18 protein-coding genes are annotated in these 24,324 nt (G+C 55.0%); 6 read left to right on the top strand and 12 right to left on the bottom strand.

Features of this window, described 5'->3' with window-relative positions; translation table 11 throughout:
- Positions 1-10: 10 nt before the first annotated feature.
- The 3 genes from thiM (at position 11) to psiE (ending at position 2,229) form a co-directional block, all read left to right on the top strand.
- Positions 11-805 (top strand): hydroxyethylthiazole kinase, encoded by a 795-nt coding sequence (gene thiM / locus NC856_RS14385; RefSeq protein WP_264091128.1) that lies wholly within the window; start codon positions 11-13, stop codon positions 803-805.
- Positions 802-1,605: a bifunctional hydroxymethylpyrimidine kinase/phosphomethylpyrimidine kinase gene (gene thiD / locus NC856_RS14380; RefSeq protein WP_264091127.1), complete on the top strand. Its 804-nt coding sequence runs from the start codon at positions 802-804 to the stop codon at positions 1,603-1,605. Before thiM ends, thiD begins: the two co-directional genes overlap by 4 nt.
- A gap of 216 nt (positions 1,606-1,821) precedes the next feature.
- The gene (gene psiE / locus NC856_RS14375) at positions 1,822-2,229 is read left to right on the top strand and encodes a phosphate-starvation-inducible protein PsiE (RefSeq protein ID WP_264091126.1); all 408 of its coding nucleotides are present in this window, start codon (positions 1,822-1,824) and stop codon (positions 2,227-2,229) included.
- Positions 2,230-2,232: 3 nt separating this feature from the next.
- On the opposite strand, the gene yegS is transcribed toward psiE, so the two are convergent.
- From yegS to NC856_RS14325, 10 genes are all read right to left on the bottom strand, one after another.
- Positions 2,233-3,132 (bottom strand): lipid kinase YegS, encoded by a 900-nt coding sequence (gene yegS / locus NC856_RS14370; protein WP_264091125.1) that lies wholly within the window; start codon positions 3,130-3,132, stop codon positions 2,233-2,235.
- A gap of 379 nt (positions 3,133-3,511) precedes the next feature.
- Entirely contained in the window at positions 3,512-4,873 is a 1,362-nt protein-coding gene (trhP, locus tag NC856_RS14365; RefSeq protein WP_264091124.1) for a prephenate-dependent tRNA uridine(34) hydroxylase TrhP, read from the bottom strand.
- A 181-nt stretch (positions 4,874-5,054) separates the two neighbouring features.
- Positions 5,055-6,014 (bottom strand): glutathione S-transferase family protein, encoded by a 960-nt coding sequence (locus NC856_RS14360; RefSeq protein WP_264091123.1) that lies wholly within the window; start codon positions 6,012-6,014, stop codon positions 5,055-5,057.
- A 166-nt stretch (positions 6,015-6,180) separates the two neighbouring features.
- Positions 6,181-6,903 carry an envelope stress response regulator BaeR gene (gene baeR, locus NC856_RS14355; RefSeq protein WP_264091189.1) on the bottom strand — a complete coding sequence of 241 codons (723 nt, stop codon included), beginning with the start codon at positions 6,901-6,903 and terminating at the stop codon, positions 6,181-6,183.
- A 23-nt stretch (positions 6,904-6,926) separates the two neighbouring features.
- Positions 6,927-8,300, bottom strand: coding sequence for an envelope stress sensor histidine kinase BaeS (gene baeS / locus NC856_RS14350; RefSeq protein ID WP_264091122.1), 1,374 nt, complete (start codon positions 8,298-8,300; stop codon positions 6,927-6,929).
- Positions 8,301-8,307: 7 nt separating this feature from the next.
- Entirely contained in the window at positions 8,308-9,711 is a 1,404-nt protein-coding gene (gene mdtD, locus NC856_RS14345; protein WP_264091121.1) for a multidrug transporter subunit MdtD, read from the bottom strand.
- Between the two features lie 3 nt (positions 9,712-9,714).
- The gene (gene mdtC / locus NC856_RS14340) at positions 9,715-12,780 is read right to left on the bottom strand and encodes a multidrug efflux RND transporter permease subunit MdtC (RefSeq protein ID WP_264091120.1); all 3,066 of its coding nucleotides are present in this window, start codon (positions 12,778-12,780) and stop codon (positions 9,715-9,717) included.
- Positions 12,777-15,914: an MdtB/MuxB family multidrug efflux RND transporter permease subunit gene (locus NC856_RS14335; RefSeq protein WP_264091119.1), complete on the bottom strand. Its 3,138-nt coding sequence runs from the start codon at positions 15,912-15,914 to the stop codon at positions 12,777-12,779. Before NC856_RS14335 ends, mdtC begins: the two co-directional genes overlap by 4 nt.
- Positions 15,914-17,131, bottom strand: a complete 1,218-nt coding sequence (locus NC856_RS14330) for an MdtA/MuxA family multidrug efflux RND transporter periplasmic adaptor subunit (RefSeq protein ID WP_264091118.1) — start codon at positions 17,129-17,131, stop codon at positions 15,914-15,916. The genes NC856_RS14335 and NC856_RS14330 overlap by 1 nt, the downstream gene beginning before the upstream one ends.
- Before the next feature lie 214 nt (positions 17,132-17,345).
- The gene (locus tag NC856_RS14325) at positions 17,346-18,542 is read right to left on the bottom strand and encodes a NupC/NupG family nucleoside CNT transporter (RefSeq protein ID WP_264091117.1); all 1,197 of its coding nucleotides are present in this window, start codon (positions 18,540-18,542) and stop codon (positions 17,346-17,348) included.
- Between the two features lie 328 nt (positions 18,543-18,870).
- On the opposite strand from NC856_RS14325, the gene NC856_RS14320 reads away from it, so the two are divergent.
- Positions 18,871-19,836, top strand: a complete 966-nt coding sequence (locus tag NC856_RS14320; RefSeq protein WP_264091116.1) for an aldo/keto reductase — start codon at positions 18,871-18,873, stop codon at positions 19,834-19,836.
- A 62-nt stretch (positions 19,837-19,898) separates the two neighbouring features.
- Here the strand turns inward: NC856_RS14320 and NC856_RS14315 are convergent, their stop codons facing one another.
- Both NC856_RS14315 and galR read right to left on the bottom strand, forming a co-directional pair.
- A complete protein-coding gene (locus NC856_RS14315; protein WP_264091115.1) occupies positions 19,899-20,243 on the bottom strand; it encodes a glucose PTS transporter subunit EIIB in 345 nt (114 codons plus the stop codon).
- A gap of 208 nt (positions 20,244-20,451) precedes the next feature.
- Entirely contained in the window at positions 20,452-21,489 is a 1,038-nt protein-coding gene (galR, locus tag NC856_RS14310) for an HTH-type transcriptional regulator GalR (protein WP_264091114.1), read from the bottom strand.
- Positions 21,490-22,043: 554 nt separating this feature from the next.
- Between galR and galT the strand changes: the two genes are divergently transcribed.
- A complete protein-coding gene (gene galT, locus NC856_RS14305) occupies positions 22,044-23,084 on the top strand; it encodes a galactose-1-phosphate uridylyltransferase (RefSeq protein ID WP_264091113.1) in 1,041 nt (346 codons plus the stop codon).
- A gap of 9 nt (positions 23,085-23,093) precedes the next feature.
- On the top strand, positions 23,094-24,257 hold the full coding sequence (galK, locus tag NC856_RS14300) for a galactokinase (protein WP_264091112.1): 1,164 nt from the start codon (positions 23,094-23,096) through the stop codon (positions 24,255-24,257).
- The last annotated feature ends 67 nt before the right edge of the window (positions 24,258-24,324 follow it).

The raw sequence follows: 24,324 nt of genomic DNA, 5'->3' as shown, positions 1-24,324 counted from the left end.
TGGGAGAATGATGAATACTCGACCTGTCTCTTTACCCGCCGCTGCCGCGGCAGCCTCTCTGACACAATTTCATGCGCTTTCGCCATTGGTGCACTGTCTGACCAACGATGTGGTGCAGTCGTTTACCGCGAACGTCCTGCTGGCGTTAAAAGCCTCGCCTGCGATGGTGGTCGATCCTGGTGAAGCCGCCCAGTTCAGTGCGCAGGCGGATGCATTGTTGATTAATGTGGGAACGCTGGAGCGGGCGCGGGCGCAAGCTATGTGGGCGGCGGTTTGCAGCGCGAATCAGGCAGGAACGCCGTGGGCGCTTGATCCTGTTGCCGTCGGCGGACTGACGTTGCGCACGGAATTCGCTCATGAACTGTTGGCCTTGAAACCGGCCGCGATTCGCGCAAACGCTTCGGAGATCATGGCGCTATCCGGTCTGGATGCACGGGGGCGGGGCGTGGACAGTACCGACGACTCGTTAAGTGCGCTGTCCGCCGCCCGCGATCTGGCGCGTCGTCTGTCAACGATTGTCGCGGTGACGGGCGAAGTTGATTATGTTACTGATGGCGAAAGAGATTTCTCGATTAACGGCGGCGATAAAATCATGACTCGCGTCGTCGGAACCGGCTGTGCCTTATCTGCTGTGGTGGCGGGATTTTGCGCGCTGGACGGCGATCGGTTGCAACATGTGGCGACGGCTTGTTATGTCATGTCGCTGGCGGGGTTTCAGGCGGCGTCACAGGCGCAGGGGCCGGGCAGTTTTATCCCGGCATTTCTCGACCGGCTTTACGGACTGCGGGCGGAGGATCTGGCATGAAACGGATTAACGCGCTCACCATCGCTGGCACCGATCCCAGCGGCGGCGCGGGCATTCAGGCTGATTTAAAAACTTTTTCCGCGTTGGGCGCTTATGGCGCGACGGTTATTACCGCGCTGGTGGCGCAGAACACGCGAGGCGTACAGTCGGTCTATCGGATTGAACCCGGTTTTGTCGCCGCGCAACTGGACTCGGTGCTGAGCGATGTCCGCATCGATAGCGTCAAAATCGGCATGCTGGCGCAAGCGGATATTGTCGAAGTTGTCACCGAACGCCTGCGTCATTACCAACCGCCATACGTGGTGCTGGATACGGTGATGCTGGCGAAAAGCGGCGATCCGCTGCTTTCGTGCGAGGCGGTGGCGTCGCTGCGCCAGTTACTGCTGCCGCAAGTGTCATTGATTACGCCTAACTTGCCGGAGGCCGCCGCCTTGCTTGACTGTTCGCCTGCCGCCAGCGAGCAGGAGATGATTGAACAAGGCGAAGCATTGCTGGCGATGGGATGTCGGGCGGTATTGATGAAAGGAGGTCACCTGAGTGAAGAGGAAAGCCCGGACTGGTTGTTCAGCCAACATGCGCCACCTCTGCGTTTTACTTCCGCGCGGGTGAATACCCGACATACGCACGGCACCGGGTGTACACTTTCCGCCGCGCTTGCCGCATTGCGGCCACGGCATACGTCCTGGGCCGATACGGTGAGGGAAGCCAAAGCGTATCTGCAACAGGCGTTGCAACAGGCTGATTCGCTGGAAGTCGGGCAGGGCATCGGGCCGGTACATCACTTTCATCGCTGGTGGTGATTGCCGGCTAGCGTAAATCAATTAAATTAACAGCCAAAACGCATAGACATTGGCAATGGCGCCCGGTAATTTTCAGGACATGCAGGTTGTCCGATGGCGGGTGTCATCGGGCCGTCCTTCTGTTGACACAACCGGAGGACACCCTTGCCAGACAAGCAAGCGAAATAAGTGCAACTTGCCTTTAATGAGTTAGTGGTATGACGTGAGGAAATGGATATGGCAGGTTCGGCTCGCAGTGCTCTGGCTGCAAAAGTGCTGCAAACAGTACTGAATATCGGGCTTTTGGCGCTGGCGCTGATATTGGTGATTTTTTTGGTGAAGGAAACAATACATCTGGGCGAGGTGCTATTGATTAGCAGCGAAAAGGATTCTTCCTATCAGTTGATAGAAGGCATCGTCATCTATTTTCTCTACTTTGAGTTTATTGCGCTGATCGTTAAGTATTTCCAGTCCGGCTATCACTTTCCGTTGCGCTATTTTGTTTACATTGGCATCACCGCGATTATCCGGTTGATTATTGTCGATCACAAAAACCCGTGGGATACACTGGTATACGCGGCTGCTATTTTAGTGCTGGTCGTTACGCTTTATCTGGCCAATAGCAACCGCCTGAAGCGGGAATAGCGGCTATCCAAGCAATGCGCATTGCGGTGGCAGGCGACACCGAATAGCGGCGGGCAGCACTTCGATGTGGAAACGTTTTGCCTTGAGCGGTTCACCGTCCAGATTGAATGTCATCTCGTCTGGCGCGGTGATTTCCAGCCAGGGCAAGGTTGCGGAGATCATGTTCTGGTTTTCACTGCCGGTGAACCATGCCTGAAGCATATTGGGCAACAACTCCTGTGCGGAAAGCACGCTAAGCTCCAGGAATCCGTCGTTGATCAACGCATCCGGGCAGAGCATCTGCCCGCCGCCCGCTTGACGACCATTTCCCACGGCAATCACCAGTGTATCGCCTGACCAGCTAAAATCCGGGCCGCGGATTTCACAGCGTTCCGATTGCAGCATATCCATACGCAACAATGCATGCAGCACATAAGACGCGCCGCCTAACGCCGATTTCATTCGAGCGGGCGTTTCGCGGGTGATCCGCGTGGCGAATCCGCCGGTCGCCATGTTGATGAAATAGTGCTCGTCATTTACTCTCGCCATATCGATCGCCGTTGGCCGGCCTTTAATGGCCAGCATCAACGCGTGGTCCAGTTCAATGGGGATCTGGCTGCTGGCGGCGAAATCATTGGCGGTTCCCAATGGAATAATACCGAGGCAAGGCCGTTTCCCTTCCGGTTGTCTGGCAAGCGCGGCGGCGACTTCATTAATGGTGCCATCGCCGCCGGCGGCAATCACATTATCGGCTTTCAGACGGACGGCTTCTTCCACATAGCGTTGTGCGTCGCCAAATTCCCAGGTTACACGGACATCCAGATGATAACCGTCCTGACGAAATGCCTTGATTGCTGTGCGAAGTTCCTCATTGCCAGCACTTTTTCCATTCAGAATCAGTAAGGTAACCGGGCGTTTATCCATAGCATTCTCCATATCAAGGCGTTCAGATGAAAGCGGTAAGTTTAAGCCAGCTAAGCATAGTCAGGAAATACCGACACAGATATCAGAAGAGTCGGTGAATTGTGAATCAGTGTGTCGGGGGGAGGGAAGCGTCAAAGCAGGACAAAAGAAAAAGCCCGCTCAAGGGAGATTGAGCGGGCCAAGGAGGTGGTTCCTAGTAGTATCACTACGCTTATTTTTCGTTCTAAATTTTCTCAGCAACGCAATAATAGCCAGAAGGCTCGGCAATTGATGTGATCTGATTCTAATATTTATCCAAAACCCTGCTTTCTGTGGTTATATCCGTTTTTTTATCCGAACGCCATCTACAGATTATCCTCAACAACCCGGCGCGCTAGCGCTATTTAGCGTTGGGATTGCGCGTGGTGGTGCCGGGCAAATTACGCAGAAGTAACGCATAATCCAGCGTAATGTCATCGGGAACCGGCAAATAGACGATGTGTCCGTTACCCGGCGCGACATCCGCCGCCTGTCCCTTAGCATTTTGCATGGCTTCAATGGTGAACTGAATGTTGCCGTTGGGCGTCATCATTTCCACACTGTCGCCGCAGGAGAATTTGTTTTTTACCGCGACTTCCGCCAGTCCGTCGCGGCGAACTCCGGTAAACTCCCCCACGAATTGCTGACGATCGGAGACGGAATAACCGTAATCGTAATTCTGATAATCCTCATGCACATGGCGGCGCAGGAAGCCTTCGGTATAGCCGCGGTGAGCCAGACCTTCCAGCGTTTGCAGCAACGTCGGATCGAAGGGTTTTCCCGCGACGGCGTCATCAATCGCACGCCGGTACACCTGCGCGGTTCGGGCGCAGTAGTAGAAAGATTTGGTGCGGCCTTCAATCTTCAGCGAATGCACCTGCATTTGCGTCAGACGTTCGACGTGCTGAATGGCGCGTAAATCGCGGGAGTTCATGATGTAGGTGCCGTGCTCGTCTTCGAACGCGCTCATGTACTCGCCGGGTCGCTGGTTTTCTTCCAGCATAAAGACTTTGTCCGTCGGCGCGCCGATACCCAGCGTCGGTTCGACGTTTTTCACCGCAATCGGTTCGTGCTGGTGCACGATATTGCCGACGTCATCCTCTTTCCCTTCCTGTACGTTATATTCCCAGCGACAAGCATTGGTGCAGGTGCCTTGATTGGGATCGCGCTTGTTGATGTAGCCAGACAGCAGGCAACGCCCGGAATAGGCCATACACAGGGCGCCGTGCACGAAGATTTCCAGTTCCATCTCCGGCACGTTTTTGCGGATTTCCTCGATCTCTTCCAGCGACAATTCGCGGGATAAAATTACGCGGCTCAGTCCCATTTGCTGCCAGAATTTCACTGTGGCCCAGTTCACGGCGTTGGCTTGCACGGAAAGATGGATCGGCATCTGCGGAAAGTTTTCCCGGACCAGCATAATCAGGCCCGGATCGGACATGATCAACGCATCCGGCCCCATCTCAATTACCGGTTGCAGGTCGCGCAGGAAGGTTTTCAGCTTGGCGTTATGGGGAGCGATATTGACGACGACATAGAATTTCTTGCCCAGATCATGCGCTTCGGCAATGGCTTGCGCCAACGTCTGGTGGTTGAATTCATTATTGCGCACGCGCAGGCTGTAACGGGGTTGACCGGCATAAATCGCATCCGCGCCATAGGCAAAGGCGTAGCGCATATTTTTCAGCGTACCGGCCGGAGAAAGTAATTCCGGTTTGAACATGGATGTCTCTCGATTCTGATTACAAGTCAGGCTATTCCCAAGGGGAACAGTAAAGGCGGGGATTCTAGCGCTAATGCGGAACAAATGCAGCAGACGGCCTACGAAAAGTAGGCTTATTGTTTGATGTACATCAACGGTGATGGCCCGCAACCGTCACGGCGTTTTGCGGGCGTGATAACCATTAGCGGCTGGCGATAGTGGATTCGCCCAGCGCATTCCGGTTGTGCGGACGATACAAATCCGTTTCCGGGCCGGCCGGCACAATCTGGGTGGGATTGAGCCAGGCAATGCCATAGTAACCGGCTTTGATGTGGTCGATATTGACCGTTTCCGCAACGCCCGGCCATTGATATAACTCGCGCAGGTAGTTCGACAAATGTGGGTAATCTTCGATACGACGCAGGTTGCATTTGAAAGCGCCGTGGTAGGCGACATCAAAACGGATCAAGGTAACAAACAAACGCCAGTCCGCTTCGGTCAGGGTATCGCCGGCGATATAGCGGTGGGTCGTCAGATGTTGTTCCAGTTTATCCAGGGTGCTGAACAAAGGGATGATCGCGTGATCATAGCTCGCCTGCGTTTTGGAAAACCCCGTTTTGTATACGCCGTTGTTCACATTGTGATAAATCGTTTCATTCCAGCTATCGATCTCGCTACGCAGAGCGGGCGGATAAAAATCCAGATGGTTATCCGTCAGGTGGTTAAAGGCATCGTTCAAGATGCGGATAATGTCAGCGGACTCATTATTCACTATCCGGCCTTCTACCCTATCCCATAAGACCGGAACTGAAACTTTCCCGGTGTAGTGCGGTTCGCTGGCGCTATAAAGCTGATGCAGAAAACGGATCGGCGCGACGTGTTCGCCAGCGTCCTGCGGGGTTGTGAATTCCCAGCCGTTATCGCCGATATGCGGTTCGGCGATAGAAAGCTGAATGATGTTTTCCAGCCCTTTCAGCTTGCGGAAAATCAGCGTGCGCGATGCCCACGGACAGAGATAAGAGACGAAAAGCTGGTAACGCCCGGATTCCGGCACGATCTCGGTTTGCCGGAATTTTGTTTCCTCGCGATGGAAAGCGCCGTTTTTTATTTCTTCGGCCGCCACATCGCCGTTTACCCATTTACCGTCTACTAAACCTGACATCGTTTTATCCCCAATCTGTTCGTATGCTGTTCATGACTTCAGTCCAGCAAGGTTAACAGCCACAGATAAAGAAAAAATGATAAATTTTTAAATAAATCCGACAGATTTTTTGACTGTATCCGAGCGCGCTTACGTCCGCTGTTTGTGGTGCGCGGCAAGCGTCAGATTAAACCAACTCCGCAGGCGTCGCTTCCCAGCGATAACCCATGCCATAAACAGTACGAATAAATGAGGTTTCCCCGTCAAGCTGTTCCAGCTTGCGGCGCAAGTTTTTGATGTGGCTGTCAATGGTGCGATCGGTGACGACCCGATAGTCGTCATAGAGTTTATCCAGCAATTCTTCCCGGGAAAAAACTTTGCCCGGTTCGGTGGATAACGTTTTGAGCAGCCTGAATTCCGCCGGGGTCAAATCAAGATTCTGCCCGAGGTAGCTGGCCTGAAAGCCGCTTTTATCGATCCGTAACGTGTTTTTGCCTGTCGCTTGTCTGGGTTCGCTTTGCCAGCCGCAACGACGCAGCAACGTTCTGACTCTGACCACCACTTCCCGTGGGCTGAAGGGCTTACAGATATAGTCATCCGCGCCGATTTCCAGCCCAAGCAGGCGATCGATCTCCTCGCTGCGGGCGGTCACCATAATGATTGGCACGTTGGAAAATTGACGGATGGTGCGGCAAAGGGTCAGGCCATCGCAGCCCGGCAGCATCAGATCCAGCAGGATCAGCGCGGGCGGGGTTTGTCGCACCCACTCAACGACGTCGTCGCCGTTGGTGATCCAATGGGTTTGATAACCCGCCGCCTGAAGATAATCGACCAGGAGTTGCCCAAGCTTTGGCTCGTCTTCGACGATCAATACGGGTAAAGGACTAGCGCAAGCCGATTCAGTTGTCATCATACCGGGTTCGTTGTAACGCATTATTCCGCTATATGCTGGGGAAGCTCGACAGTAATCAACAGGCCGCCCCATGAAGAGTGCTCAGCATACAGTCGTCCGCCATGCGCCTCAACGATATTATTGCAGATGGCCAGCCCCAGCCCGGAACCCCCGCTGGCTCGATTGCGCGAGCTTTCCGCGCGGTAAAAGCGTTCAAAAATCAGCGTAAGCTGTTCGTCGCTGACGCCGGGGGCGCTGTCCTGCCAACGGATGTATAGCCGTTTCTGTCGCAGCGTAATCTGTATCGCCAGTTTCCCCTGTTCGTCGCTATAGCGCAGGCTGTTTTCCAGCAGGTTATTAAACAACTGGCTCAAGCGGTCGGGGTCGCCGAAAACCGTGGCTTGCGCCGGGAAGTCCATCGTCAGTGCAATGCGTTTTTTCTGATAGCGATCGCTGAATGCGGCAACCGCGATATGCAGCAGTTGCACCACATCCACGGTGACCCGGCGATAGGCCAGCGCGCCCAGATCAGACAACGAGAGTTGGTGAAGATCGTCCACCAGTTTGGTTAACGTCGCCACTTCCGCCTGAAGCGAACTCAATGAACAGGCGTCAGGCTGACGAACGCCATCCTGTAAGGCTTCCAGTTCCCCACGCAGCACGGCCAGCGGTGTGCGCAATTCGTGGGAAACATCGGCCATGAAATCCCGGCGCGACTGTTCGTTTTTTTCCAATGCGCTGGCAAGCTGATTAAAGTCCTGCGCCAGACGGCCAAGTTCATCATGGGTGGCGGCGGATACGCGCGCGCTGAAATCACCGGCGGCCAAACGGTGTATGCCGTTAACCAGCCGTTTTACCGGCGCCAGCAGGCCGCGTGAAGTTAACCAGGTGACAATGATCGCCAGCAGTGTCGACAGGGCGACAATCAACCAACTGGTTCGCTGCTGCTGTTTATCAAAGTTGATATCGGCATTGCGGGTCAGTCGCTCGACGGGGGAGGCGACAACCCATCCAACTTGCTGATTTTGCACTATAATTGGTTGCCACATGCCTTCTTTGGGGAGCGGGGCCTGCGAACCAAACAGTGTGTTTTTGGCGGCATCCAGCACCCAGAGGCGTACCCGCCAGCCTTGCATGCGTTTGTTGGCATTGTCTTCAGTATTCTGATCCATCGAATGCAGTATTTTAAACACCAGACGTTCGTTATTCCGCAGAAACGACCAGTCTCCATGCGACTGGTATTGCTCCGCCAGCGCGTCCCGTAGTTGAACCACGCGTTGTTCATTGTCGCGTTTGATGTAATCAATAAACCCACGTTCGAAACTCACGCGCACGCCCCAGTGCATGGTGATCAACACCAACATACAGGTGGCGAAAATGGCGAGGAATAGCTTGGCGGTAATTCCAAATTTCATAGCAACCTCACGACCGACGGGAAAGCGTCGATTGTTTGACGGTATCCGGCGGTACACGATTAAAAATCAAGGCTGGCAACGCGATGATGACCACCATGCTGAGATAGGTATAAAGGAACACGGTTTGGGTTTCGGCGGCGCCCATGCTGAAGTGTTGTTGCGAAAATATCCCCAGTAAGATCCCGGCCACGCTGACGCCCAGACTGGTAGCGATCTGCATGGTCATGGAAAGCAGGCTATTGCCGCCGCTGGTCAGAGGATCCGGCAGATCTTTCAGCGTCAGCGTGTTCATGCAGGAAAAGCGGATCGAATTCATGCAGCCGAGGAAGATCAGCACCACCGGCAGCAGCCACATCCATTGCATTAACGCCACCAGCGCAAACAGCAAGGCCGCCAACGCCAACAGCAAAGTCGATGCCACCAGCACCCGGCGATAACCAAACTGGTTGACGACTTGCACCACCACCCGTTTGACGCCCATGCTGCCGAGCACCATCGGGATCATCATCAGCCCGGCATGAAAAGGGGAAAATCCCATCCCCACTTGCAGGAATAACGGCGTCATAAAGGGCAGCATGGCGCTGCCGATGCGAGCCAGCAGCCCGCCGGTCAAGCCGATGGAAAAGGTCTGGGTATTGAAAAGTCGCAGATTAAACAAGGCCAGGGGATTATTGCGGGCGTGCAGCCAATAACTCAGCAGGGAAATCAACCCGATGGCGATCAACGCAAAAATGGCGATCGGCGATATTCCCAGGCTGCGATTGCCATCCAGCGCCAGCGTCAATGTCGCCATCCCGACCGTGAGCCACAGGAAGCCGCGCATATCAAAACGCTGCGTTTGCATGGTGTAATTCGGCATCAGGAGCCAGGTCGCCAGCGCCCCGGCGATCCCCACCGGCAGATTGATCAGAAAAATCCAGTGCCAACTGGCGTATTCCACCAGAAAGCCGCCGAGGGCTGGTCCCATTAGCGGACCGATCTGGCCGGGAAGGGTCACAAAGGTCATGGCCGCCATATACTGATCGCGCGGCACAATTTTCATCACGGTCAGCCGTCCCACCGGCACCATCATCGCGCCGCCGATGCCTTGAACGACGCGGGAGATCAGCAATGCATCCAGTGTTTGCGAACGAGCGCACAGCAACGAGCCCAGCGTAAAAAGCAGAATGGCGCAGAAGAGGATATTTTTAACGCCGATGCGATCGGCCAGCCAGCCGCTGGCCGGTAACATGACGGCGACGGTCAGCACATAGGAGACAATCACGGAATGCATACGCAGCGGGCTTTCATTGAGGCTGGCGGCCATTGACGGCAGCGCGGTATTCACAATGGTGGTATCCAGCGTTTGCATGAAAAAGCCAAAGGCGACAATCCAGAGTTGCCAGCGCACCGAAGCAGGATGGGTGTTCATCAGTCAGGGTTTCCCGGCGGCATGATTGATGTTCCTCAGCTTATCAAAAAACAGGTATACCACCGGCGTGGTGTACAGCGTGAGCAACTGGCTTACCACCAACCCGCCGACAATAGTGATCCCCAGCGGCTGGCGCAATTCGGCGCCGTCGCCGCTGGTCAGCGCCAACGGCAACGCGCCAAACAGCGCGGCCAGCGTGGTCATCATAATCGGTCGGAAACGCAACAGACTGGCCTGAAAAATAGCGTCTTTGGCGCTGATCCCACGGGTTCGTTGCGCCGCCAGCGCAAAGTCCACCATCATGATGGCGTTCTTTTTAACGATACCGATCAGCAACATAATGCCAATCAGCGCAATCAGGCTGAACGGCGCGCCGAACCACTCCAGCGCCAGCAGCGCGCCCACGCCCGCGGAAGGCAGGGTGGAGAGAATGGTGAGCGGATGCACGTAACTTTCATACAGCACGCCGAGCACAATATAGACCGTGATGATCGCCGCCAGAATCAACACCAACTGCGCGGATTGCGACTGTTGGAAAGCCTGCGCCGTGCCGGAGAATTGTCCCCGCACGGTGGTCGGCGCGCCCAGCGCGGTCATGGCCCGTTCAATGGCGGTAGTGGCTGCTGAAAGCGTCGTCCCGTCGGATAAGTTGAAGGATAGGGTTGAAGCCGCAGACAAGCCCTGATGGTTGACCGACAGCGGCGCATTGATGGGCTGCCAGCGGGCAAAGTAAGAGAGCGGGATCGGCTTGCCGTCGTTATTGATGACGAACATGCTATCCAGCGCACTCACATCCTGCGTATAGGCTGCATCGACTTCCATCACCACTTTGTACTGGTTAAGCGGCTGATAAATGGTGGAGATCTGACGCTGACCGAAGGCATTGTTCAATAACGCATTGGCGCTGGCGACACTGATCCCCAGTTGCGCCATCGCATCACGATTGTAGGTGAGCGCCATTTCCGACCCCTTACTCTGCTGATCGGAGCTTACATCGACCAGTTCAGGCAACTTGCTCAGGGCATCACTGATTTTCGGTTCCCAGATGCGCAGTTCGCTCACGTCATCAGACAGCAAGGTGTACTGGTAGCTGGCGTTCGCTTGGCGTCCACCGATGTGGATATCTTGCACCGGCATTAAAAACAGGCTGGCGCCCGCTTCTTTCGACAGCTTGCTCCTCAGACGGCTGATGACCTGCTGAGCGCTGACGTCACGTTCGGACAGCGGTTTGAGGGAGATAAACATCGATCCGCCGTTGGTGCGCGTTCCGCCGGTAAAGCCGGTCACGTTATCCACGGCGGGATCGTTGCGCACAATGGTCATGAAGTTCTGTAGTTTCCCCTTCATCGCCTGAAAGGAAATGCTCTGATCAGCCTGAATAAATCCCATTAGCCGGCCATTATCCTGCTCAGGGAAAAAGGTTTTCGGGATGCTGATATACAGCCAGACATTCAGCGCCATCGTCCCCAACAATAGCGCCAATACCCAACGGGCATGATTGAGCACCCACATAAGCGAACGGCCATAGCGCTGTTGCACCGATGTGATGACGCGGCTGAAACCACGGTTACGCGGTTGACTGCGCGCAGGCGCGGCACGCAATAAACGGGCGCACATCATCGGCGTCAGCGTCAGTGAAATCAGCAGCGAAATCATGATCGCCACTGACAGCGTTACGGCAAACTCCCGAAGCAGTCGGCCCGGTAAACCGTCCATCAATAACAGCGGGATGAACACCGCCACCAGCGAAATACTCATCGACATCACGGTGAAACCCACTTCACGCACCCCTTGCAACGAGGCTTGCAGCGGCTTCATGCCCGCTTCAATGTGACGGGAAATATTTTCCAGCACCACAATCGCATCATCCACCACAAAACCGGTGGCGATGGTGAGCGCCATCAGCGACAGGTTATTCAGACTGAACCCGAATAGATACATGGCGGCGAAGGTGCCGATCAGGGAAACCGGCACCGCCACGGCGGGAATAAAAGTGGCGCGCCAGGAACGCAGAAACAGAAACACCACCAGAATGACCAGCGCCACGGCGATGATCAGCGATTGTTCGACCTCGGCGAGCGAAGCGCGGATAGTCGGCGAGCGATCCTGGGCAATATCAAGTTGGATCGCCGCAGGCAGGCTGGCGCGCAGCGTCGGCAACGCGGCACGGATGTTATCGACGGTGTTGATGATGTTGGCCTCAGGGGTACGGCGGATCATCACCAGAACGGCGGGTTCGGCGTTCGCCATCCCCGCGTTGCGTGCGTCTTGCACCGCATCTTCCACTGTCGCCACATCGCTCAGCCGGACTGCGGCACCGTTACGGTAGTGAATAATCAGCGGCTTGTAGGCCTCTGCGCTTTTCAGTTCATCATTGGTCTGTATTTGCCAGCTTTGCTGATGATTGGCGATATTGCCCAGCGGCTGGCGCACATTAGCCTGGCTGATGGCCTCGCGCACGGCGTCCAGCGAAATCCCCTGATTAAACAGCGCCACAGGATTCAGGGCCACGCGCACCGCCGGCAAGGAACCGCCGCTGATGGAAACATCTCCCACGCCCTCCATCTGAGCGATTTTTTGCGCCAGTTGGGTTGAGGCGAAGTCATAGAGTTGGCCCTGATCATAGGTATCCGACGTCAGCGTCAGGATCATGACCGGCGCATCGGATGGGTTGGCCTTGCGGTAGGTGGGGCGGCTCGCCATGCCGGACGGCAACAGATTCTGAGCGGCATTGATGGCGGCCTGCACGTCACGGGCGGCGCCGTTGATATCCCTGTCGAGATCGAATACCAGAATAATGCGCGTGCTGCCGAGCGAACTGGTGGAGGTCATTTCGCTGACGCCGGCAATCCGGCCCAATGCGCGTTCCAGCGGCGTGGCGACCGAAGAGGCCATGGTTTCCGGCGACGCGCCCGGTAGCGAAGCGCTGACCGAGATAACCGGAAAATCCACCTGCGGCAAGGGAGCGACCGGCAGCAGCCGAAATCCGATGATGCCGCAAATGGCGATAGCCAGCGTCAGCAGCGTGGTGGCGACGGGCCGATGAATGAACAGGGCGAAGAACCTCACGCGTTTTCTTCCTCCTGACGAGACGCGCGGCGAAAGCGTTGCGCCAGCCGGTCAAACAGCAGATAAATCACCGGCGTGGTAAACAGCGTGAGGATCTGACTCATGATCAGACCGCCAACCATACAGATCCCCAGCGGTTGGCGTAATTCCGCGCCCACACCGGTACTCAACATCAGCGGCAAGGCGCTGAGCAGCGCAGCCAGAGTGGTCATCAGGATGGGACGAAAACGCAACAGGCAAGCCTGATAGATGGCGTCATAAGGCGTCATGCCTTGTTTCCGTTCGGCGGCCAGCGCGAAGTCGATCATCATGATGGCGTTCTTTTTCACGATGCCGATCAGCAGAATGATGCCGATAACGGCAATCACATCCAGTTCGCTGCCGGCCATCATCAGCGCCAGCAATGCGCCGACGCCTGCCGTGGGCAGCGTGGAAAGTATGGTGACCGGATGAATGAAGCTTTCGTACAACACGCCAAGCACAATGTACATGGCGACTACCGCCGCCACGATCAGCCACACCGTGCTGCTCAACGCAGACTGAAATGCCAGCGTGCTGCCCTGAAAACGAGTGGTGATATCCGCCGGCAGATTCATCTGCTGTTCCGCCTGAGTGATGGCGTTCACCGCCTCACCCAGCGAGTAGTCACTGTTCACATTAAAGGAGATGATGGTTGAGGGAAATTGATCGATGCGGTTGATCGCCAGCGGCCCCAGACGCTCCTCAATGGTCGCGATACTACTCAGCGGGATCGCGCCGCCGTCGCCGCTGACTAACCGCACGTCGTTCAGGGCGTCCAGTGCATTGCCGTCAATGGCGGAATGATTGGCGGTATTGTGTTCCAGCACGACGCGATACTGGCTGGACTGGGTATAAATCGTGGAAATCAGACGTTGCCCGAAAGCGTTATACAGGGCGCTGTCAACCTGCGACATGGTAATACCCAGACGGCTGGCGCTGTCGCGGTTGACGTTGACATAAGCCACCGGCGCGCGATCCTGCCAGTCGCTGCTGACGTCTTCCAGTTGCGGCAGCTTTTGCAGTTCCGCCATCAGCTTCGGCACCCACAGGCTCAGTTCCTCCTGCGACATGGCCTGCAAGGTAAACTGATATGGCGTGCGGCTGACCTGCGTATCGATGGTCAAATCCTGCACCGGTTGCAGGTAAAGCTGTATGCCGGGGAGTTGTGCGGTCTGTTGTTGCAGCCGGGCAATGATCTCAGGAATACGTTCGCCGCGCTCGCTGAGCGGACGCAGGTTGATCTGCAAGCGGCCACTGTTCAGCGCGGCGTTGGCGCCGTCGACGCCGACAAACGACGACACGCTCTGTACCGCCGGATCTTTCATGATAATTGACGCCACTTGCTGCTGGCGTTCCGCCATATTAATGAAGGAGACTGATTGCGGCGCTTGCACCGTCCCCTGAATAATGCCGTTGTCCTGTACCGGAAAGAATCCTTTGGGGATCCACAGGTAGAGCAGAATGGTGAGCGCTAAGGTGCCCAATGCCACGCTCAGCGTTAACCAGGGGTGATTCAGCACTTTACGCAACCAGACGCCATAGGCGTTTACCAGTCGGGTAAAGAACTGTTCGCTGGCGCGGGTAAACCGGTTGTGCTGACGCAGCGACCGATGACTGAGCATATGGGCGCACATCATCGGCGTGAGCGTCAGCGACACCACTGCCGAAATCAGAATCGCCACCGCCAGCGTGATGGCGAATTCCCGGAACAGACGGCCAATAATGTCGCCCATAAACAACAACGGGATCAGCACGGCAATCAGCGAGAAGGTCAATGAAATAATGGTAAAGCCGATTTCGCCGGCGCCTTTCAACGCCGCATCGCGCGGTTTTTCCCCTTTTTCGATGTAGCGGGCGATGTTTTCAATAACCACGATCGCGTCATCCACCACAAAACCGGTGGCGATGGTAAGCGCCATCAGCGTCAGATTATTGATGGAAAAGCCAAGGAAATACATGGCGGCAAAAGTGCCGATCAGCGATAGCGGCACCACGATGCTGGGGATCAGCGTCGCGACCGCATTGCGCAGAAACAGGTAGATCACCATCACCACCAGTGCGATAGCCAGCAATAATTCAAATTGGACGTCTTTAACCGATGCGCGGATGCTGGTGGTGCGATCGGTCAGGGTCGTGACCTCGACCGATTTCGGCAGGCTGGCCGTCAGGCCCGGCAACAACTTGCGAATGCTGTCGGTGGTGGTGATCACGTTGGCGCCGGGTTGACGCTGAACGTTGATAATGATCGCCTGCTGACGATTGGACCAGGCCGCCAGATAGGTGTTTTCCGCCGCCTGTTCGATGGTGGCGACGTCGCGCAGGCGCACCGGCGCAGCATTGCGCCAGGCGACGATCAGTTGTCGATAATCCTCAACGGATTTCATCTGATCGTTGGCGGACAGCGTAATGGCGCGCGTCGGGCCGTCAAGACTGCCCTTTGCGGAATTGACGTTGGCGGCGGTGATAGCGGTGCGGATCGCTTCGCTGGTCAACCCCTGCGCCGCCAGCGCGGGCGCGTTGAGTTTCACCCGCACCGCGGGACGCTGCCCGCCCGCCAGCGAAACCAGACCGACGCCCGCCACCTGCGAGATTTTCTGCGCGATGCGATTATCGACCATGTCCTGAACCTGCGTCATCGGCATGGCGCTGGAAGTGACCGCCAGCGTCATAATCGGCGGGTCGGCCGGGTTCACCTTGCTGTAGGTCGGCGGGTAAGGCAGGTCGTCGGGCAACAGATTGGTGGCCGCATTGATGGCGGCCTGCACATCTTGTTCCGCAATATCCAGCGACAACTCAAGCTGGAATTGCAACGTGATGACCGACGCGCCGCCCGAACTCTGGGTTGACATCTGCTTTAGCCCGGACATTTGGCCGAACTGACGTTCCAGCGGCGCGGTGATCGCCGAGGTCACCACTTCAGGGCTGGCGCCGGGATAGAGCGTGACCACCTGGATGGTCGGATAATCCACTTCCGGCAACGCCGCAACCGGCAACGCACGGTAGCCGATGATCCCCGCCAGCAGGATAGCGATCATCAACAGCGTGGTGGCCACCGGCCGCAGGATAAAAATCCGTGATGGGCCGCCGCCACTGGCTGGCGCAGTATCCCGCATCAGGATTTCTCCCTGCGGGTAGCCGGTCTTTGCGTGGTTTGCGCCGCAGGCAGGACATCCACCTTCGCCCCTTCCGTCAGCCGGTCGATACCATCGGTAATCACTTGCACCCCGGCATCCAGACCGGCGGTAATCACGATTTGCTGACCGTATTGAATGCCGGTCGTCACCTGCCGTTTGCTGACTTCTTGCTTATCATTCAGTATCCAGACGAAACGTCCTTCGTTGCCCATCTGCACGGCGGCTACCGGCGCAACCACGGCGTTTTGCAGCATATCGACCTTCATGCGGATGTTGACGAACTGGTTTGGGAACAACGCGTCATCCAGATTTTCAAAACGAGCCTTGAGCTTGATGGTGCCGGTGGCGGCATCGATCTGGTTATCCATACTGAGCAGACTACCCTGCGACAACCGTTTCTGATTGGCGCGATCCCAGGCTTCGACGATCGGCGGCTGACCGGATTTCTGCGCATTGAGGATGGTGGCGATCTCACCTTCCGGTACGGTAAATACCGCATCGATAGGGTGCGTCTGCGTGATGACGACCAGCCCGTTAGTATCACTGCTGGTGATGTAATTTCCTACATCCACCTGTTTCAGCCCGACCCGGCCACTAATGGGAGCGGTGATCTTGCTGTAAGCCAACTGAAGCTCGGCGCTGGCGACCGCGCCTTCATCGACTTTGATTGTGCCTTGCGCCTGTCGAACCTGAGCGAGTTGCGCATCCAGTTCCTGACGCGAGATCAGGTTACTCTTCACCAGTTGCTGATAGCGGGATAGATCCTGACGGGCGTTAGCCAGCACCGCCTGATCTTTCGCCAATTGTCCCTGAGCCTGAGTCAGTTCGACCTGAAAAGGCCTGGGGTCGATCTCCGCCAATAACTCGCCGGCTTTTACTTGTTGGCCTTCCTGAAAGTGCAGCGCCATCAGTTCACCGTTGACCCGGCTGCGGATGGTCACGGTATTGGCGGCGGTAACGGTGCCGAGGCCGGAAAGATAGTAGGGAACGGATGCTGATTGCGTTGATGCAGCCTGTACCGGCGGCAACACATTCATGCCTCCACGTCGTCCGCCGCCGGTTTCGCGGGGTTGCTGCGCACTGCCGTTTTGCCCCGGCGTAGCCTGGGTTGGGTTGAAATGACGCCAGAGCAGCAAGGCTGCAATGATGATGGCGGCAACAAGTATCAACAGACGTAAGAAGCGGTTGGCATTCATAGTGATGGATTAATCTCTCCAGATGGCGCAGAGGATCGCGCAGGTCACTGAAACGTTTCGTTTTCGTCAACCAGACGCCCTATCATACTAGTGTAAACAGTTTCTACCGGGAAAAAATGAAGGAAATGTGGAAGATGTGTCAGGGTTTGTAGGATAAAAAACCCGGCGGCGCGCGAGCCGCCGGATGAAGAGATCGACGCGTTCAGCCAGACGGTTACATCACCAGTCCCGCGATAGACGCTGACAGGATGCTGACCAGCGTCGAGCCATAAACCAGTTTCAGACCAAAGCGGGAAACCACGTTGCCCTGATGTTCATTCAGGCCTTTAATCGCCCCGGCGATAATCCCGATCGATGAGAAGTTGGCGAAGGAAACCAGGAACACCGACAGGATGCCCACGCTGCGCGGCGACAAGGTCTCAGCCACTTTTTGCAGTTCCAGCATGGCCACGAACTCATTGGAAACCAGTTTAGTCGCCATAATGCTGCCGACCTGCAAGGCTTCGTGGGAAGGGATGCCCATAATCCAGGCAAACGGATAGAAAACGTAACCGAGAATATCCTGGAAGCTCACGCCGAAGATGGCGCTGAACAGGGCGTTGATGGCGGCGATCAAGGCAATAAAGCCAATCAGCATGGCGGCAACGATAACCGCGACTTTGAAACCAGCCAGAATGTATTCACCCAGCATTTCAAAAAAGCTCTGGCCTTCATGCAGATTGCCTAACTGTAGCTCCGGTTCGTCATCCACGGTATACGGGTTGATGAGCGATAGCACAATAAAGGTGCTGAACATGTTCAGGATCAGCGCGGCGACCACGAACTTGGCATCGATCATCGACATATAGGCGCCGACGATGGACATCGAAACCGTCGACATGGCGGTGGCGGCCATGGTGTACATCCGCTTTTCGGACATCTTGCCCAGAATGTCTTTGTAAGCAATGAAATTTTCGGACTGACCAAGGATCAGTGAACTGACGGCGTTAAAGGATTCGAGTTTCCCCATACCATTCACTTTGGACAGTACCGTACCGATCACACGGATGATGATGGGCAGCACTTTGATGTATTGCAAAATCCCGATTAACGCAGAAATGAAGACGATGGGGCAGAGCACTTTGAAGAAGAACGAAATCAGGTTCTTTTCGCTATTCACCATATCGCCGAAGACGAAATCCGTTCCTTGACCGGCGAATCCGAGCAGTTTATCGAACAGCGCCGCAACTGCTTTTACCGCCCCCAGCCCGATGTTCGAGTAGAGGAAGAAGTAGGCAAGCAGAATCTCAATAACCAGCAGTTGAATAATAAAGCGGATGCGGATGCTTTTACGATCCCGACAGACCAGTAGCGCCAGCGCGCCGACCACAACCAAAGCCAAAACGAATTGCGCAATATGGGATAGAGACATGTTTGCTCCAAATATGAGTCAGGCCAAGTTTTCCAGGTCATTCTATGCAACGCTTGCATTGAAAATGAGATGAAGAACACAAAAACGCAATTATATAGTGGGAAAGTGTCTAAACTAAATGGTGTATCTGATTATCACTGACTTTTATCCATTCAATATTTTGATACCACAGATGAAATTCCTCATTTTTGTGATGATGTCGTTGTTTTCACCAGAAGACAGGGTAACGCTGCCCCGAACACTATGGCGGTATTTGCCGGCTTGATCCCTGAACCGCATTGCGCTTTTATGAGGTTTTCCGCTTTTATTCAACAAGGAGATATGATTTATGTCAGCTTCTGAATCTGTCCGTGAACTGGGACGTTCCGGGATCAAGGTCCCTTCATTGACCTTCGGGGGAAATGTGTTTGGCTGGACTATCGATCAGCCCACCTCGTTTCGTCTTCTGGATGCTTTGCTGGAGCATCAGTTGAATTTCATTGATACCGCGGATGTGTATTCTGTCTGGGCGCCAGACAATCAGGGCGGTGAGTCCGAAACCATTATCGGCAACTGGTTGAAAAAGACCGGCCAGCGCGACAAGGTGATTATCGCCACCAAAGTGGGCATGGATATGGGGGATGGTAAAAAAGGGCTGTCCGCACGCTATATTCGTCAGGCGGTGGAAGCTTCGTTGCAGCGTTTGCAGACCGATTATATCGACCTTTATCAGTCCCATGAAGATGATAAAGAGACGCCGCTGGAGGAAACGCTCACCACCTTTGACGCGTTGATTAAAGAGGGCAAAGTCCGGGCGATCGGCGCATCAAATTACGAGGCGAACAGGCTGGCGGAAGCGCTGAAAGTCAGCGCGGACAATAATCTGGCGCGTTATGAAACACTGCAACCTGAATACAATCTGTATGATCGTCAAGGCTATGAGGCGGCGCTGGAGCCTCTGGTTCGGGAACACGGACTTGGCGTAATCAGCTACTATTCGCTGGCAAGCGGTTTTCTGTCTGGAAAATACCGCCAGCCGGAGGATGCGGCAAAAAGCGCACGCGGGCAGGGGGTGGTTGAAAAGTATCTGAATGATCGGGGGCGCACCATTATTGAAGCATTGGATAGCGTCGCCAACCTGCATCAGGTAACGCCGTCACAGGTGGCGTTGGCCTGGCTGATTGCCCGTCCGGGAATGACGGCGCCGATTGTCAGTGCCACGTCACTGGAACAAGTCAAGGAACTGGCGGGGGCGACCCGGCTGCGGCTATCGCCGGCGGATATTGGCCTGCTGAATGACGCCAGCGCGTATTGAACAAACATCACCGCCTCACGGATTGAGGCGGTGGTCGTTAAGGATTGACGTGATGCGGGGGCTTAGCGCGGGATGCTGTCCTCAACTTCAAACCAGTGGGCCAGTTCGCGCCGCAGGTTATCGGACTGTCTGCCAAAGATCGCCTGAACCTGATTGTCGACAATAATAACGCCCAGCGCGCCCAGTTTTTGCAGATGCGCGCTGTTGACCGACCGCAGGTCGAGCACTTCGACCCGCAGGCGCGTAATGCAGGCATCCAGACTGGCGATATTCTCTTTGCCGCCGAAGGCGCTCACCAACTGTTGCAGGTTTTCTTTATCCACTGGCGAGGTCAACTCTATTTCCGAGATTTGCTTCTTGCCAAGCATTGATTTAAACAGTTTCTTGAAGTCGTGGATTTTTCCCATCGTCATCACCTTATTGGTTAAGCTAACCACGCCTGAGCATGGTCGGCATTGCTGAATGGAAACAGAGCGCAACCTGATGGCACAGCGCAGCGCCCGACAGCCTTGTTCCTGCCACAAAATATTAGCAGACCGCGATTTTTCCGTGCTTGCGGCGATTTCAGTTTTTGAATCCGCGTCGCAAAGAAATCATGCGCGCAGACTCGTTTGCTTAAGCGAACCGCGGTTGGACGGAAGATTGTTTTTTGTCCGGGGGCGCGCTGACAGAATAACGGCGAACCAATGTCGGGCTGAACATATTGGTGGTTTCTTTGAGCGGCTCGCCCTGGGATAACGCAATCGCCAGTTGCGCCGCGTGTATTGCCATCGCAGCAACCGGGTAATGTACGGTAGTCAAACGCGGACGTAGGTAGCGGGCGATCAGGACATCATCAAACCCCACCACCGACATATCCTGCGGCACGTTGATACTGTTATCACTCAACACCGATAGCGCGCCAGCCGCCATGGAGTCGTTGTAGCACACTATCGCCGTCATCTCGCCGCCACGACTGAGCAACGACGTCATCGCCGCTTCGCCGCCCGGTTCATCCGGCGAGGCCCTGGCGATCAGGCGTTCATTCGGTTCAATACCTTGCTCTTGTAGAGCATCGATATAACCCTGAAGACGATCGAAGGCGTCGGAAATCGGGTGATCCGAGCAGAGAAAACCGATTTTCTGATGACCTTGCTGAAGCAAATGACGGGTAGACAGCCATGAACCGTAACGATCATCCAGCGCGACGCAACGGCTTTCATAACCCGGCAGGGTACGGTTGATCAGCACCATATCAGGAATATGGCTCATCAACGCCGTCAATTCGTGAGCGGAAATCATCTTGGCATGCACCACCAACCCGGCGCAGCGATGACGAATAAGCTGTTCGATGGCTTTTTTCTCCTGATCGGCGTTGTGATAGCCATTGCCGATAAGCAGGAATTTTCCTGTTGCCTGAGCGATCTGTTCCACGGATTTGACCATAGCGCCGAAGAAAGGATCGGAAACATCCGCGACCACAATACCAAGCGTTTCCGCACTTTGATGGGCAAGGGCTCTGGCATTGGCGTTGGGATGAAACTGTAACTCAGCCATTGCCTGATGCACGACCGCTCGTGAGGCGCTGCTGGCTTTCGGGGAATTATTGATGACTCGCGAAACCGTTGCAACGGAGACACCAGCCAGACGAGCGACATCTTTTATTGTTGCCATTGAGCATTCCTGAACGGTGAAATGCGTTGTCATGTGACATAAAAAACAACGGTTTTTTTATGTTTTCCATACCTGACGCCAGCATGTGTTTAATAACGCTTATCCACGTGAACCACTTATCTGGGTAAGTGTATCCGATCATGTTGGCTAGCCGTTTTGCTGTGTGTCACGTCACTGACTTGGGTATAGCCTAACGCACTGGTTATGAGAAAAACGGATGATTTATACGTATAAATGTACAGGTTTTTTATTGATATTGCCTATTCCTCTTTTTTTCCCGTGCTATCCAGACGGTACTTCTGTGAGCGGTATCAACATTCATGCGCAACTTGTCTCTTTCCAAATCCTATTCCGAGGTTTAAATTTAGTGTAACCGTTTACACTAAGTTGCAAAATTCGTGGATGATATTCACTTTTCATGCATGAAAATGCGAGGGATTTATCAAATTTCTGATGAGATCGATTACATAATAATATGTAAAAGGAGCATCTCACTCGATTGACCACTATCGCTGATCCGCACAGGGTTGAGTCTTGCTTTGAGGAATGATCTTATGCTGTTTGAACCAACCGAACATCCGCACCGCCGCTTTAATCCGCTCAAAGGAGAGTGGGTGCTGGTGTCGCCTCATCGCGCCAAACGTCCGTGGCAGGGTCAGCAGGAAGCGCCGGACCGCAGTGCGCCGCCGTCTTACGATCCGCACTGCTACCTGTGCGCAGGTAACCAGCGGATCAGTGGCGATATTAATCCTCAGTATCAGGGTACATATGTTTTCACCAATGATTTTTCGGCTCTGCTGGAAGATACCCCGACGGTAGCTTTCTGCGCTGATCCGTTGTTCCGTATGGAGCGCGCCAGAGGCGTTAGCCGGGTGATCTGTTTCTCGCCCGATCACGGTAAAAGTTTGCCGGAGCTTCCGTTGTCGGCGCTAAGGGCGGTGATCGATACCTGGAGCGAGCAGACGGCGCAATTGGGAGCACGCTATGCATGGGTTCAGGTATTTGAAAATAAAGGCGCGATGATGGGATGTTCCAATCCACATCCGCATGGGCAAGTATGGGCCAACGATTTTTTGCCGAACGAAGCGCTGCGTGAAGATCAGCATCAGCGTGAATATTTTATTCAATATGCTTCACCGCTGCTGTTGGATTATGTTCAACGCGAACAGACGGCGGGAACGCGCCTGGTGGTGGAAACAGAATATTGGCTGGCGGTGGTTCCTTATTGGGCATGCTGGCCATTTGAAACCTTGCTGTTGCCCAAATTCACCGTACAGCGGTTGCCGCAATTGAATGATGCTCAGCGCGACGATTTGGCGGTGGCGTTGAAAACGCTGACCAGCCGTTATGACAATCTGTTTCAGTGCGCCTTCCCCTATTCGATGGGATGGCATGGCGCGCCGTTCAACGGTGATGACAATGCGCACTGGCAACTGCATGCTCATTTTTATCCCCCATTATTACGTTCTGCCAGCGTGCGCAAGTTTATGGTCGGTTATGAAATGCTGGCGGAGGTGCAACGTGATCTGACGGCGGAGCAGGCTGCCGAGCGGTTGCGTAGCGTAAGCGATATTCATTTTCGTGAGCAAATTTGAGGTCATCGAATGAGCCATATAGATTCTCTGCGCCAGTCTGCCGAGTCGGTCTTTATTCAGGTGTTTGGTTATGCGCCGAACGCCAATATTCAGGCGCCAGGCCGGGTAAACCTGATTGGCGAGCATACCGACTATAACGACGGTTTTGTTTTGCCTTGCGCCATCGACTATCAGACAGTGATCAGCGCGGCGGTGCGACAGGACAGTGTAGTGCGGGTAGTGGCGGTAAACTGCGATAACCAACAGGACCAGTTCGATCTCACCCATGTTATTGAACATCATCCTGAATATGCCTGGGCTGACTATGTGCGGGGAACCGTCAAATCTCTACAAGCGCGCGGATTGCCGCTCAGCGGTATGGATATGGTGATTACCGGCAATGTGCCGTCAGGGGCGGGGCTGAGTTCTTCCGCCTCGCTGGAGGTGGCGATCGGTCAGACATTCAAGACCTTGAATAATCTTGACGTAAGCCCGTTAGTATTGGCGCTGGCGGGGCAGCAAGCAGAAAACGATTTTGTCGGTTGTCGCTGCGGCATCATGGATCAGTATATTTCCGCTCAGGGGCAGGCGGGTCATGCGTTGTTGATCGACTGCCGCACGCTGGAGGGGCGGGCGGTGCGGATGTTGGCTGACGTGGAGATAGTGATTGTCAATTCCAATGTACGTCGCGGTCTGGTGGACAGCGAGTACAACACGCGGCGTCGGCAGTGCGAAGCAGCGGCGCGTTACTTTGGCGTCAACGCGCTCCGCGATGTTTCATTGTCGCAGTTTGCAGCAGGCGCGGCGGGCCTTGATCCGTTGGTATGCAAGCGAGCCCGGCATGTCATTTCGGAAAACCGCCGCACACTGGAAGCCGCCGATGCGCTGGCGCGACAGGATGCGCGGCGTCTGTTTACCCTGATGGCGGAATCACATGTTTCCATGCGTGATGATTTTGCGATCACGGTGCCGCAGATTGATACGCTGGTTGCGTTGATTCAGGACTATGTCGGTAAACGCGGCGGCGTCAGAATGACCGGCGGCGGTTTTGGCGGCTGCATTGTCGCGTTGATCCCGTCAGCGTTGACGGAGGAAGTGATTGAGGTTATTGAACGCGAATATCCCGCCCGTACCGGGTTAACGCCTTCGATATATCGATGTCAGGCTTCCGGTGGGGCGGGGCCATTAAGTTAATAGAAGAAAACCAGATGTCGTTATTAGGAATGCGGCAGTTGACCATTAACGGAATCAATCAATGAAG

Origin of the sequence: Brenneria izbisi, from assembly GCF_025840185.1 — a bacterium.
GTDB lineage: Bacteria > Pseudomonadota > Gammaproteobacteria > Enterobacterales > Enterobacteriaceae > Brenneria > Brenneria izbisi.
The sequence above is the reverse complement of the archived record's forward strand: the minus strand, read 5'-3'. Positions and strand labels throughout refer to the sequence as shown.